This is a genomic window from Streptomyces sp. NPDC001513 (assembly GCF_042894695.1).
Taxonomy (GTDB): Bacteria; Actinomycetota; Actinomycetes; order Streptomycetales; family Streptomycetaceae; genus Streptomyces.
Window position 1 is genome coordinate 53,934 of the sequence record NZ_JBIAVU010000021.1, and the last position, 13,475, is coordinate 67,408.

Consider the following 13,475-nt stretch of genomic DNA (forward strand, 5'->3'; position numbering starts at 1 on the left):
GGGGATTCCCGTCCGGACCCGCGTGGAAGGGGTGAGCGGGATGAGCGACGACGCAGACGATCCGCAGGCCGCCTGGCGGACCTGGCACGAGCGCAGGGCCGCGGCCGTGTCCGCCCCCTACGGCCCCCTCGCGCTGACCGCCACCCACTGGCTTGCCGATTACCCGGAAGGTCGAATTCCGGCCGTTCCGGGGCGCTGGCGCACGACCGACGGCGGTGTGGCGCTCCACGCCACCGCCGAGGACGGCCTCCGCCTCGACGGCGAACCCTTCACGGGTGACGCCGTACTGGCCGCCGACGAGGCCCCGCCCGCACGATCCCGGCTCTCCGCCGGGGAGGTGCGGATCGTGGTGATCCGCCGCGAAGGGGAGTGGGCGGTACGCGTCTTCGACCCCGCCTCCGAGGCCCGCCGGGCCTTCGCCGGTATGGAGACCACCCCGTACGACCCCGCCTTCGCGCCGCGCGGGCGGTTCCGGCCGTACCCCGAGGACCGGAGCGTCCAGGTGGAGAACGCCGACGGGCGGGCCCGCGGACTCGGCCTCGGCGGAGAACTGACCTTCCCCTTCCAGGGCGCCGAGCACACCCTCCAGGTCGCCGTCGACGAAGACGGCAGCCTCTGGGCCGTTTTCGGCGACGCCACCGGCGGGCGCTCCAGCTACCGCTTCCGCTTCCTGCGGCCCGGCATACCGGACGCGGGCGGGGCGATCACCGTGGATTTCAACCGGTCCCTGCTGCCCCCCTGCGCCTTCGCGGACCACTTCATCTGTCCGTTTCCGCCGCCCGGGAACACGCTGCCCTTCGAGGTGGCGGCGGGCGAGCGGAGGCTGAAAGCCGCTCTTGCGACCGGTATCTGACGACAGGACACTCCCGACAGCGCTTGTCAGGGGCACGGCCAAAGTTCATGCGCCCGCCGTGCCCCCGGCTGCGCCTCACGGGCTCGGCCACCCCCACATCCGCCGGGCCCCCGACCCTCTCCAGGAGGACGAGAAGTGAGGATCAAGCGCATGACCCGTACCAGGCTGCTCGCGGCGGCCACCGGCCTGGCCGCCGCCGCAGCGTTCGCCGTCCCCACGGCGGCGACCGCGGACCCCCGGGACGGCGGCGGCTTCAGCGCCGACCGGCTCGCGTCGGCAAGCGCATCCGTGCTGCGCGCCAACGTCGGAGGCACCGCCTGGCACACCGACCCCGCCACCGGAACCCTCGTGGTCACCGCCGACTCCACCGTCTCGGCCGCCGCGATCGACAGAATCAAGCGCGAGGCCGGAGCGGACGCGGGAGCGCTGCGCATCGAGCGCACCCCCGGCAAGCTCACCAAGCTGGTCTCCGGCGGCGACGCGATCTACGCCAACAGCTGGCGCTGCTCCCTCGGCTTCAACGTGCGCAGCGGCAGCAACTACTACGCCCTGACCGCCGGTCACTGCACCGACGGCGCGGGCACCTGGTGGACCAACTCCGCCCGCACCACCGTGCTCGGCACCACCACCGGCTCCAGCTTCCCCACCAACGACTACGGCCTCATCAAGTACGCGAGCAACACACCGGTGCCCCCGGGGACCGTCGGCAGCCAGGACATCACCAGCGCCGTGAACGCCACGGTCAACATGTCCGTGACCCGGCGCGGCTCCACCACCGGCATCCACAGCGGCCGGGTCACCGGCCTCAACGCCACCGTGAACTACGGCGGCGGAGACGTCGTCTACGGCATGATCCGCACCAACGTCTGCGCCGAGCCCGGCGACAGCGGCGGCCCGCTCTACTCCGGCACCCGCGCCGTCGGCCTCACCTCCGGCGGCAGCGGCAACTGCTCCTCGGGCGGTACGACCTTCTTCCAGCCCGTCGTCGAGGCCCTCAACGCGTACGGGGTCAGCGTCTACTGACGGTGCCCCACGCGCCCCCGTCGCACCCCTGGACGTCCTCCCGCCTTCTGGGAGGATGTCCAGGCGTGCGTGTCCGCGGGGGAGGCAGGTTTCTGCATGAAACGTATCGGCGTGACCGGGCACCGGTCCATTCCCGATGCACTGCTCGGCCATGTGGAGAACGGCCTGCGCGCCGTACTGGGCGGCCACGAAGGGCCGTTGGAGGCGTTCTCCAGTCTCGCCGAAGGGGCGGACCAGATGTTCGCCGCCATCGCGCTCGAATGCGGCGCGGGACTGACCGTGGTGATCCCCAGCGGGGACTACGAGGGCGGCTTCGAGGGCGCCGAGGCCCTGGCCCGCTACCGGTGGCTCAAGCGCCGTGCCACGCAGGAGGTCCGGATGGACTTCGCCCGTTCCACGGACGAGGCCTACTACGCCGCCGGCACCTACATCGCCGACTCCTGCGACCGCCTCGTCGCCGTCTGGGACGGACAGCCCGCCCGCGGGCACGGCGGCACCGGCGAGATCGTCGCCTACGCGCGGGCACTCGGCAAGCCGGTCACCGTCATCTGGCGCGAGGGCGTGTCCAGGGACTGAGCCACGCCCCGTACCGGCACGCCCCCACCGGTCTCAACTGCTGTGCCGGGCCAGCCAGTCGGTGTGCTGCGGGGAGACGTACCGCTCGGTCTCGTACACCGACGAAGGCCACTGGGACTCGGTGATGGTCGTCTGCATCACGACCATCATCGCCGCCAGATCCTGCTCGATCAGGGTGTGCGCCTCGATCAGCGGATGATGGCGGCGCACCTCGTTCCAGGCGATGCCGGCCGCAGCCGCCGCGCTCAGCAGGGCGGTCAGTTTCGGCCCCGGCCCCGACCCGAACGACCCCAGCAGCGCGAACAGCAGCGCCAGGCAGGTCAGCAGCACGATCGTCCACGACCACAGGTTCGTCGCCCGCCGGGACACCTCCGTGCGCCGCCGGTACCAGTTGCGCTGCTCGATCAGCCGGTCCCGGACGTACGTCTCCCGCCGCACCTGGTAGTCCATGCCGCGCAGCCGCTGCATCGCGCCGGTGATCTCCCCGCCCTCCGGTACCGTCCCGGCGGTCCGCGGATCGTCCCAGCCCATCTTCCGCAGCTCGGCCAGACCCGCCTCCAGCCGGGTCCGGTACGTCGCCTCGGGAGCGGCGACCTCACTGCCGAACGGCGCCCCGTGCACGGCGTAACGCCAGGCCAGGGACTTGATGAACTCCGCCGCGCTGCGGTTGAGCTGCCACTGCGGGCGGGCCCGGCGCCGCGTCGCCCGCATGCCCACGCCCAGCACCCCCGCGTACGCGAGCACGCTCAGCAGCCCGAAGAGGTACAGCGAGCCCAGCTTCGGCCCCGAGGGCAGGGCCGCGGCCCCCGCGGCGGCCACGAGCAGCACCAGCTGGGCGCGCGTGGCCTGGGTGGACTCCCGCTGCCGGGAGATCGCCGCCTGGTCGGTGTGGTGGAAGAGGGCCGGCAGGTCCTCGTTTCGGAAAGTCATGCTGTCGGGCACAGCGCCCCCCTGCTGTCGGGTGGCGGGCGGCGGGAGGCCCTCGGTCGCGGGGCCCCCGCCGCCCTCCGTGGAATCACACGGCGAGAGGCTCCAGATCGCGGTGGATCCGCCGCTCGTCACGGGCGTACCGGGTCAGGCTGTGGTCCTCGCCGAGGAGCCGGGTCAGCTCCGCCACCGCCTCCGCCCGCAGCCGGGCCGCCTCCTCCTTGCGGCCCAGCGAGTCCAGGCTGACCGCCATGTTGGAGCCGGCCGCCAGGGTCTCGGGATGGTGCCCGCCGAGCGCCTCGCGCAGCCGCATCACCGCGAGCCGCTCCAGCTCCAGGGCGCCCTCCGGATCGCCCAGGTCGGCCCGGGTGTTGGCCAGGTTGAGGTGGGCGAAGACCGTGTGCGGGTGGTTGTCGCCCAGGACGTCCCGCATCAGCCGGATCGTCTGCCGCAGCATCGTCTCCGCCGTCTCCGCCGCGCCCGTGCCCCAGTGGAAGACCGCCAGGTTGTTGACGGCCGCCAGCGTGTACGGGTGCCGCTCGCCCGGCACCTTGATGTACTCGTCCACCACCTCCTGCGCCAGGTCCCGCGCCCCGCCCGGGTCCCCGGTCGCGAAGAGGTCCGAGGCCAGGTTCAGCTCGCAGGACAGCAGGTCCGGGTTGACCGAGGTGTACTTGGCCCGGTAGCGGGCCCGGGTGGCCGTGGTCAGCCGGAGCGCGTCCTCCAGCTGGCCCGCCCGGCGCAGCGACACCGCCAGGTTCTTCGCGGCCGACAGGGTGCCGGGGAAGGCCCGCCCCAGCGTCCGCTTGTAGGTCTCGTACGTCCGGCTGAGCAGCTGCACCGAGTCCTCGTACCGGCCCACCTCGCGCAGGTCGCGGGCCAGGTTCTGCGCGGAGGACAGGGTGTACGGGTGCTCCGGCCCGAGCACCTCCGTGCGCAGGTCGTGCACCTCCTGGTCGATCTCGCGGGCCCGGGTGTACTGGCCCACCAGCCGCAGGTTCAGCGCCAGGTTGTTCGCGGCGGCCAGCGTGCGCGGGTGCGCCTCGTGGAAGATCTGGCTGAAGCCCTCGTGGGCGTCCGTCGCCAGCTCCATCGCCTGCGCGTAGTCGCCGAGCGCGCCCAGGGTGTTGGCGAGACCGCTCATGGTCATGTACGTGTGCGGGTGCGAGGGACCCAGCACCGCCCGCTGGCGCTCCAGCGTGACCTCGTCCAGCTCCTTCGCCTCCACGAACCGGCCCTGCGAACGCAGGATGTTCGACAGGTGGAAGCGCAGGTACAGGTACTGCAGGTCGTCGTTGCCCAGCATCTCCTTCCAGGACTCCCGCAGTTCCTCGCCGAGCGAGTACGCGGCCTTGAAGTCGCCGCGCTTCCACAGGTAGCGCACCCGGTCGATCAGCAGCCGGCGGGTCTCCGGCTCCTTGCAGAACCGGGCCTCGGACGGGGTCAGGTGCGACCAGATGGTGTTGAACCGCGGCCACGTCTCCGGGTTGTCGATCGGCTCGTCGTCGTCCGGCCGGGCACCGGCCAGGATCCGGTGGACGGCGTGCCGGGCCTCCCGCTGCTCCTCCTCGGTCAGCTGGGCCCGGATCACCGCCTGCACCAGCCGGTGCACCTGGATGCTGTTGCTGACCTGGTCGACCTTGGCCAGCGCGAACCGGCCGATCTCCCGGATCACCCGGCCGAGCACCAGCTTCTCCTGGAGCGAGGAGTCGTAGGGCTTGAGGGCGTCGATCATCTCCTTGCTGTAGAGCAGGTTCGCGGAGATCGGCTCGGGCGCGAGGAAGGCGCACAGCTGGAGCAGCCGGACCGCGGCCGGGGAGCGGGACTGCAGCCGCTCTATGGAGATGTTCCAGGTGGCGGCCACCGGCTCCGGATAGCCGGGCGGCTGGTTCAGGGCCAGCACGCTCGCGGCCTGCTGGGCCAGCTGCTCGATGTACGCGGCCACTGGGGTCGCGGTCTCCGCGATCCAGGCCCCCGCCTGCTCGACCGCCAGCGGCAGGTCGCCCACCGCCACCGCCACCTGCTCGGCGTCGTCCTTGCTGAGCCCCGGGGCCCGGCGCTGGAGGTGCTCGATGGACTCCTCGCGCAGGAAGACGTCCACCGGGAGGGCGTCCCCGTACTGCGACCAGGACTGGTTGCGGGAGGTCACCAGCACGTGGCCCGGGCCGCCCGGCGGGAAGAACCGCTTGAGCGTCTCCGGATCGTCCGCGTTGTCGAAGACGAGCAGCCAGCGCGAGGAGGGCACCCCGCGCCGCAGCAGGTCGATCGCCTCCTGGGAGGCGGCCGCCATGTCCTCGCCGGTCTGCGCACCGAGGCGGACGGCCAGCTCGGCGAGGGCCGCGACCACGTCGTCGGTCTGCTCCGAGGAGATCCACCACACCAGGTCGTAGTCGGCCATGAACCGGTGCACGTACTCCAGCGCCACCTGGGTCTTGCCGACGCCGCCGAGCCCGAACAGGGTCTGCGGCTGCGGCAGCACCACGGCCATGCCGCCGCCGAGCTGGTCGCGCATCCGCTCCAGCACGATGCTGCGCCCGGTGAACCCGGGGTTGCGGGGCGGCGCGTTCCAGATCTTCGGGACCGTCCCCGGGAAGCGGGGGCCGGGCTGGGAGGCGCTGTTGGCGGTGTCGGGCAGGGCCATGGGCCGCTCCACCGCACGCAGCAGGGCGGTGGTGGCGTGCACCTCGTCGAGCCGGAAGAGGTCCACCGGGTTGCGGTCGATGTAGGGGGTGGAGAGCCGTACGTCGCCCACCCTCAGCGGGACCAGCTGGCGCCGGCCCCCGGTCGGGTCCTCGGCGGCCGCCCGCTCCCACACGTCCACGGCCCGGGCGGACTTCAGGTAGGCCGTGGAGAGCAGCACCACGGTCCGGGCGGCGGTGTCGATGCTGATGCCCGTTCCGCCGCCGAGGGTGTCCCCGGAGCCGGCGGTCACCGGGGCCCGCTCCGCGGAGACGTCCTTGGGCACGACCCGGAAGCCGGCCCGGGTGAGCACCGACTCGATCCAGTCGGCCCACATCCGGTTCTCGGCGACGTAGGAGAGGAACAGGTCGGCGGGCAGCGCCGGCCGGCGCCGGGTGAAGGCGTCCCTGATCCGCAGACGGACCTCCTCGCCGATGGCCGGCATGGAGGTGATCTCGCCCTCGGTGACCACGGTGGTGAGCCGCTCGAAGGCGGAGAGGAGGGAGTTGGTGAGCCCGGCCTCGTCGCCGAAGGTGGCCAGGGTCTCCTCGTAGGCGTAGTAGGGCCGGTACGGGATCTCCACCGCGCCCCAGTAGGAGGTGAGCTCGTCCCCGACGAGGCCGTTGGGGAAGCGGTCGAACTTGATCCGGGCCAGTGCCCGGCCCGCGTCGGCCTTCTCCTTCTCGCCCTCGTCGATGCGCATCGGGACGGGGTAGATCTTGATGCCGCGGTCGTTGAACCGCTCGTCGATCTGGCGGGCCACGGACGCGGCGCCGTCGATGGACTGGTCGGAGAGGGTGAAGCAGTCGACGAGGACGTCGGGGAGGTGCACGGTGCAGATGTCCGCGATGTCGGACAGGCCGGTGCGGCTGTCGATCAGGACGTAGTCGTAGTTCTTCTTCATGTCGGCACGTAAGGCGTCGAAGAAGAGGCCGCCGCCGAGGCGGTCGTAGAAGTTGTCCCAGTCGAAGGTGGAGACGGTCGCGGAGTACTCGCGGTTCTGCCGGCCCGCGGAGACGAAGTCCAGGGTGCCGCCGTCCGGGAACTCCCAGCCGAGGGTCTCCGGGGTGAGCGAGACGGCGTGCGGCTGTATCCGCGCGTAGTCCTTGTGCCAGTCGTCGGCGCGCTGCACCGGGCTGGTCGCGGCCCAGGCGTATTCGCTGATCAGGTCGATGACCCCGGTGGTGGCCCCGAGCGTGGAGGGGTCCAGGAAGGGGTGGAAGAAGCGGTGCAGGCCCGGGGCCTCCAGGTCCCAGTCCACGGCGAGGACCCGCTTGCCGTTGGCCGCGAGGATCCAGGCGGTGTTGGCGAGCGCCATGGTGCGGCCCGTGCCGCCCTTGTACGAGTAGAAGGTGACGATGCGTCCGTCACGGGTGTCCCTGCTGTCACGACTCGCTGTCATCCGCGTCCCCCCGGTCGGTGTCGTTGCTGTCGTTGCCGTCGATGTGGGCGTCGTACGTGTCGGGCGGGAAGGGAGCCGGCGGCGGTGCGGGCGGCTCGCTCATCCCCATCGGCCCGATCAGCCGCGGACGTTCGGTGTGGGTGTTGCCGGCCGGCAGGTACACCTGGGCGTGTCTGAGGAACTGCTGGGCGGCGGCCTCGACCACCTGGGGCAGGATCTGTCCGAGGGTCTCCATGTTGGCCACGCCGTTGGCGGCGGCCCGGCAGGCGGCCCGGCCCTGGCTCATCTTCACGGGCAGGGTCTCCTCCAGCCGCCGGGCCAGCTCGGCCTCTTTCGCCCGGCTCTGGTGGTCGTAGCGGTTCCACGGCACGACCACGTTGATCCACGGGCGGGACTCCTGGTCGAAGGCGGCCAGGCGCTGGCGGCGGTGCTCGTCCTCCACCACCCAGCGGTCGACGATCAGGATCTCCGGCCGGGTCGGCGGCTGCTTGCTGTCGAAATGACCGGCCTCGTCGTCGAAGGAGGACATGGTGGTCTGGTAGTTGAGGTTCTTGATCACGTCCTCGGCGACGTACGCGATCGGCCGCTGGGACACCGGATGGTACGGGTTCCAGTCCAGGGCGCTCTCCCCGTAGTACTCCGGGCTCCGGCCGTCCGGCAGATCGTGCCGGGAGCCGGCCGCCACGGTCACGTGGAGGGTGCGGGCGGGGCCGCCGCCGGCGCCGCCGGCAGTGCCGGAGGGGCCGAAGGCGCTGGGCACCACCCGGTAGTCCATCGGGCGGACGGGATCGAGACGGACGGTCTCGGCGACCCGGACGATGCGCCGGGCCAGTTCGTACACGGCCCGCTCGTACTGCTCGGCGTATCCGCGCAGTTTGATCAGCCCGTACAGCCCGTCGGTGACGTAGCGCTCGCCGAAGGTGTTGTGGTTGAACTGCAACCGCTCGGCGGGGCCGGGCAGTTGGGAAGGCGGGACCGGCACCCACAACGCGGGCACGATGGCCTCGGCGCGCTCGTTGCTCGCCGCGCCGTGCTGGATCGCGCGGTGCGCGAAGGCGAACCACTCCTTCCCGCACATCTCACTGGCGAAGTACCGCGGCGAGAACAGGGGGACGAAGACCCGGCAGGTGGCCAGCGCCGCGCCGAGCCGTTCCGACCAGCCCTCGCCGCTGCGTATCTCCCGGTCCATGAAGCCGGCCTCGGCGCCGGCGGGCAGGTCCGTCAGCGCCATGACATGGCCGCAGAGATCGCGGAAGAGGCGCTCCACCCACATGTCGGGGTCGGGCCCCCCGGCCCCGAATCTCGGTGTGTGCGCATAACTGAGAAAAAAATATGGGTGCACTGATGCGGGCAACACGCCCCCCGTCCCGAAGCTGCGAGCGAAGAAACATCATTCCGGAGCTGCTTCGCCACATCCCCTCATCGTTCAGTCAATCAGCGTCGGTTTTCGGTCATCCACTCCAGGGCGTGATCAACGGCCTCCGGGAGGGAGAAGAGCATGGTCGCCGCCCCTCCCACCCGCCCCCTGCGCACCCGGGAATCCGGGAACGCCCTGCCGATCGCCGCGAAATCCCCGTCGTCGAGCGCGACGTCCTCGTAGGCGGTCCACGCCCCCTCCCGCCGACTTCCTCGCCGCTCCGGAAGGTTCACCTTCACCACACACTCGTACATGCGCAAGGGGGGCTTCGGAATTCGATACTCCGCGAGATGGAAAGCCGTGCAGACCGAAAACCCCACATTGATCATGAGTACCTGACCGCCCTCCCAGCACAACTTCCCCAGCGGTGACTCCTCCCCCAGGTGGCTTTCGGTGCGGTGCCCGGAACAGAGCCGCTCCGCGTCCGCGCCGAGGGCGGCGAAGGAAGTCTGCGGGTGGGAGCTGCGCGCGGCGCCCGGCGCGGTGCGGACGGCCTCGGCGAGGGAGCCCATGCCCTGGCTCGGGCTGCTCGCCGGATCGAAGGGGGGCATCCGCTCCCGGAACGCCCGCACCCCGGACTCGTCCAGACCGGCGATCCGCTCCAGATGGGCGCTGGAGGTCTTGGAGTTCTCCGGGGTGAACGCGGGCACCACCAGGGTGCCGCGCGGGCCGAGGACCCCCGTCAGGGCGTCGCGCAGCTGCTCGGCGCGCAGCCCGGTCCCGCCGAGGCCGGCGTGCACCAGGAGCCGCATCCCGGGGCGGACCCCGAGCAGCCGCAGCTGCACGGCCAGCCGGAGCGTGCCGTCGGCCCGGCCCGGGCCGACGGGGGACGGGGACCGGGGCGGCGCGCTCACGCGTCGACCGCCTTGAGTTCGTAGCGGAGCTCCGCGACGAGCCGCTTGCCGGTGACGGTCAGCTCGGCCGCCTCCGAGAGGCGGTCCAGGGCCCGGTGGATGCGGTCCGCGCCGCCCGGCTCGGCCGCCGCGGTGGCCCGCCGGTACGCCTCCACCGCCACCCGCTCGTGCACGTCGGCCAGCAGCCGCGACACCGGGACCGGCCGCTCCCGCCACGGCGAGGGGTGCTGCCACTCCCCGTCCAGCGCATACAGGTCGGCCACCTCGGTCAGGGCCCGCAGCCGGGTCCGCCGCCGCCCGGTCAGCAGCGCGAGCGCGGTCTCCCGCACCCCCGCCGCGTACGGCACCCCGAGCGCTCCCGGACCGTGCCGGCCCGCCTCGCCCCAGCCGCCGGACCGCGGGCCGCCCGCCAGCGGGGTCAGGGTGGTCAGCCCGTCCGCCGCCGCCCGGGCGAACCCGGGCACCGCCTTGTGCAGCAGCGCCCACGCCCGGTCCAGCCGGTGCCGCCACTCCTCGGCCTCGCCGGTGCCGAGCCGGAGCCGGGGCGGGCGGGGGAAGCAGTTGCGGTACGGGTCGAGGTCCTCCAGCGCCACCGGGGCCGCGTCCGGCCCCGGCGACCAGGTGCGCACCGGCTGCCAGCGCGCGTCGCCCGCGGCGGGCCCGAAGCGGTGCTCGGCGCGCCCGTCCCGTACGGCGTACCCCTCGTCGGTGACGTGCAGCGCGGCCCGGCCCTCCGTGCCGGGCTCGCCGAGCCGCAGCAGCCCCAGCGTCGGCAGGTACACCTCGCCGTCCCGGTAGACCACCTCGGCCGGCAGGTCCAGCCCGCCGCGCAGGACGGCCGCGACGGCCAGCGCGGTCAGCCGGCGCGCCGCCTCCGGACCGTCCTGCCGGCCCTCGCGGGCGGCGTCCAGGGCCGCCAGCACCCAGGTCCGGGTGAAGGGGTGGTCCAGTACGGCGTCCAGCGCGTCCGCGCCCGCCTCCCCGGCCTGCTCCACGGCGGTCAGCAGCTGCCAGGCGCGCGCCCAGTCGGGCTCGGCGCCGAGGTCCGCGTGGAGCCGGGCCAGCAGGATCCGGGTCAGCTCCGCCTGGGAGCGGGCGAGTTCGGCCGGATCGGAGAGCTGCGGTGCGCTCTCGCGCAGGGCCGTGCGGCCCTCGACCCCGTCCACGAGCTCGCGCAGGTCGGTGCAGTAGACGGAGGGGTTGTCGAAGCCGTTCCGGTCGCGGTAACGGTGGGTGTAGAGCCCGCCGCCGCACGAACGTACGACGGGGCACCGGCGGCACGAGTCGCTGACGCCCGCGAGGCCCAGCTGCCGGGCACGGACCCCGGGATGGGCCGCGACCTGGTCCAACGCGTGGTCGAAGACGTTGAACCCGGTGGCGGCGGCCCCCTCGAAGGCGCTCTTGAGGGAGTCCACCTGCTCCAGGGTCCCGTCGGTCTCGACGACGACGAGGTCCGTGGGCGCGAGGCCGAGCGACTCGGTCAGGCTGGGGCCGCCGCGCAGGGTGGAGAACAGGGACTCGAAGAGCCGTACGGGCACCGGGCGGCCGAGGCGCTCCCAGTGGTCGAAGATCCGCAGGAGCCAGCGCGCGTACGCGTCGGGGGCGTCGTCGGGGCGGACCGGAGGGGTCTCCCAGGTGGCGTGCGGCAGGAGGAAGTCCACGCGGGGCGGGTCGAGTTCGACGAGCGCGTCCAGGACGGCCACGGGGTCGTTGGCCACGTCCACGGTGCAGAGCAGACCCTGGTACAAGTGGCGGTAGGGCTCCGAGCGGAGCAGCGCGACGGCCGCGAGGACCAGCGGGTGGCTCGTACGGCCGTCCGCGAAGCGGCGGTGGCGGTCGTTGGCGGCGCGGTCCCCGTCGAGGGAGATGCCGACCCGGACGCCGAACTCGTCGAAGAGGTCGAGGTAACGGGTGCTGAGCTGCAGTCCGTTGGTGTGGATCCGCAGGTCGAGGTCGGCGGTTCCGCTGAGCGCCCGGCTGAACTCCTCGCACACGAGGCGGAGCCGGGCCGTTCCCGCCAACAGGGGTTCCCCTCCATGGAGAATCACCGTGACGGAGGGGAGTGCATGGTCACGGGCATGTTCGGCGAGCCGCGACGCGGTATGCGAAATTACCTCGGGGGAGATCACTTTCGGCCGGGCTCGCCAGCTCTGATCTGCGTGTTCGTAGACATAGCAATGATCACAAGCAAGATCGCATCTGCTGTGAACTTTCAGGACGATCTCGCGAAATGCGATCAGGCCGGTCATTCCACCAGTCTAGAGCGCTTACTTCGGTGTCAGAGCGCGGAGTTGAAGATCGGTGCCTGAACCGGACGACCGGATTCAGCCGGCAGAACGCGACCGAGCGTCGTCGCCGCGGACGCGGTGTGGACGTCGATCTTGCCGAGCGGGAGCCGGTGGGCCTTGACCGTGCTGGTCGCGGGGGTTGCGGAAGTGTTCACGACACCGTCCTTGGGGAAGCCATGTGGAATGGGCATGTGAATGACAACAGCGACATGCTGCCGTCAAGCGTGGACTTTACTCGGCCACACCCCATTGGCAACCGAGACATGACGCCTGGTCAACCGTTCTATGGCAAGCCCGGGGCATTTCTCGACGTGGCTTATTCGGCCGTTCGCCGGACGGCAAGATCCTTTTCTTCCGGCGGCGGACCCGGACCGGGATCGGGCCGGGGCCCGCACCCGGGTCCGCCCGGGGTGCGAGGGCGCCGCAACCCGGCGCTGACCTGGGCGGACCCGCCTCGGCGGGTTGGCCGTACGACCGCGCCGCCCACCACGCCGCCCCTGATCCCCCTGCTGTCCGGAACACCCCCTAGGCCGACTGCTGTTCGCTGAGGGGTGGGATGGGCAGGTCGCGCAGCAGCCAGTTCAGTGCGTCGGGCAGCGCGCGGAAGGCCGCGAAGTGCGCGGCGGCCGGCTCGATGGCGGTCGTGGCCCCCGGGATGCGGTTGGCCAGCCAGCGGGAATGGCCCACGGGGGAGAACACGTCGAGCTCCCCGTGCCAGATCAGCACCGGACAGCGGATGTCGGCCGGGTCGAAGCCCCAGGGGCGGCTGAAGGCGAGGACGTCGTCGATCCAGCCGTACGCCGAATGGCGCAGCCCCTCACGGTAGTTCCGCAGCAGCATCGACCGCAGGCCCGCATCCGAGACGATCATGCGGTCGTTGTCGGTGAGCTCCCGGCGCAACTCGTCCAGCAGCCGGCCGGGGTCCTTGCGGATGCCGTCGGCGCGGGGGATCAGCCGGGCCGCCAGCTCCTCGGGGTCGGTGGTGGCGGTGGTGTACTCCTTGACGTTCGACGCGGCCATCCCGGCGAACCAGTCCAGGTCCTCCGCGTCCCGGGGGGCCAGGCCGACCATCGCCGCGGTCCGGGTCACCCGGTCCGGGAGCAGGGCGGCGCAGGCGAGGGCTCCGGCGGCGCCGCCGGAGCGGCCGGCCACCGCGAAGGTGTCCAGACCGAGGGCGTCGGCTATGGCGGCCACGTCGTGGGCCACGTCGGCGACGGTGCGGCCCACATGGCGGTCGGAGCCGCCGTAGCCGGGTCTGTCGTAGGCGATGAGCTGCATGCGGCGTTGGTAGAGGACCATGCCCCGGGGGGCGGGACCCAGACGGCTGCCGGGCATTCCGTGGAGCAGGAAGACGGGTTTGCCGTCCGGATCTCCCCAGCGCTCCACGGTCAGAGCGCGTCCGTCCGCTGTGCGCACCTGATTGCGCACGCGCTCCCTCCTTCGCGATCGGTGCGAG

At 72.2% G+C, this 13,475-nt stretch carries 10 protein-coding genes; 3 read left to right on the plus strand and 7 right to left on the minus strand.

All coding sequences use genetic code 11. The features are described from left to right. Positions 1-40: 40 nt before the first annotated feature. From ACFYZ4_RS36135 to ACFYZ4_RS36145, 3 genes are all read left to right on the plus strand, one after another. Positions 41-853, plus strand: coding sequence for a DUF1684 domain-containing protein (locus ACFYZ4_RS36135; protein WP_390785963.1), 813 nt, complete (start codon positions 41-43; stop codon positions 851-853). A 135-nt stretch (positions 854-988) separates the two neighbouring features. Further along, positions 989-1,876 (plus strand): S1 family peptidase, encoded by an 888-nt coding sequence (locus ACFYZ4_RS36140; protein WP_384350747.1) that lies wholly within the window; start codon positions 989-991, stop codon positions 1,874-1,876. A 96-nt stretch (positions 1,877-1,972) separates the two neighbouring features. Continuing rightward, positions 1,973-2,452, plus strand: a complete 480-nt coding sequence (locus tag ACFYZ4_RS36145) for a hypothetical protein (protein WP_390785964.1) — start codon at positions 1,973-1,975, stop codon at positions 2,450-2,452. Positions 2,453-2,485: 33 nt separating this feature from the next. On the opposite strand, the gene ACFYZ4_RS36150 is transcribed toward ACFYZ4_RS36145, so the two are convergent. The 7 genes from ACFYZ4_RS36150 to ACFYZ4_RS36180 form a co-directional block, all read right to left on the minus strand. Further along, positions 2,486-3,382, minus strand: a complete 897-nt coding sequence (locus ACFYZ4_RS36150) for a DUF4231 domain-containing protein (protein ID WP_351294584.1) — start codon at positions 3,380-3,382, stop codon at positions 2,486-2,488. Between the two features lie 85 nt (positions 3,383-3,467). Continuing rightward, the gene (gene fxsT / locus ACFYZ4_RS36155; protein WP_390785965.1) at positions 3,468-7,460 is read right to left on the minus strand and encodes an FxSxx-COOH system tetratricopeptide repeat protein; all 3,993 of its coding nucleotides are present in this window, start codon (positions 7,458-7,460) and stop codon (positions 3,468-3,470) included. Next, the gene (locus tag ACFYZ4_RS36160; RefSeq protein WP_390785966.1) at positions 7,444-8,817 is read right to left on the minus strand and encodes a TIR-like protein FxsC; all 1,374 of its coding nucleotides are present in this window, start codon (positions 8,815-8,817) and stop codon (positions 7,444-7,446) included. The genes fxsT and ACFYZ4_RS36160 overlap by 17 nt, the downstream gene beginning before the upstream one ends. Positions 8,818-8,894: 77 nt before the next feature. Further along, a complete protein-coding gene (locus ACFYZ4_RS36165) occupies positions 8,895-9,629 on the minus strand; it encodes an aminoglycoside N(3)-acetyltransferase (RefSeq protein WP_384350764.1) in 735 nt (244 codons plus the stop codon). Positions 9,630-9,727: 98 nt separating this feature from the next. Further along, positions 9,728-11,980, minus strand: a complete 2,253-nt coding sequence (gene fxsBH / locus ACFYZ4_RS36170; protein WP_384350755.1) for a radical SAM/SPASM protein FxsBH, inactivated beta-hydroxylase extension form — start codon at positions 11,978-11,980, stop codon at positions 9,728-9,730. A gap of 29 nt (positions 11,981-12,009) precedes the next feature. Beyond that, the gene (fxsA, locus tag ACFYZ4_RS36175; protein ID WP_351294596.1) at positions 12,010-12,174 is read right to left on the minus strand and encodes an FxSxx-COOH cyclophane-containing RiPP peptide; all 165 of its coding nucleotides are present in this window, start codon (positions 12,172-12,174) and stop codon (positions 12,010-12,012) included. A 370-nt stretch (positions 12,175-12,544) separates the two neighbouring features. Then, positions 12,545-13,447 carry an alpha/beta hydrolase gene (locus ACFYZ4_RS36180; RefSeq protein ID WP_351294599.1) on the minus strand — a complete coding sequence of 301 codons (903 nt, stop codon included), beginning with the start codon at positions 13,445-13,447 and terminating at the stop codon, positions 12,545-12,547. Between the last annotated feature and the right edge of the window lie 28 nt (positions 13,448-13,475).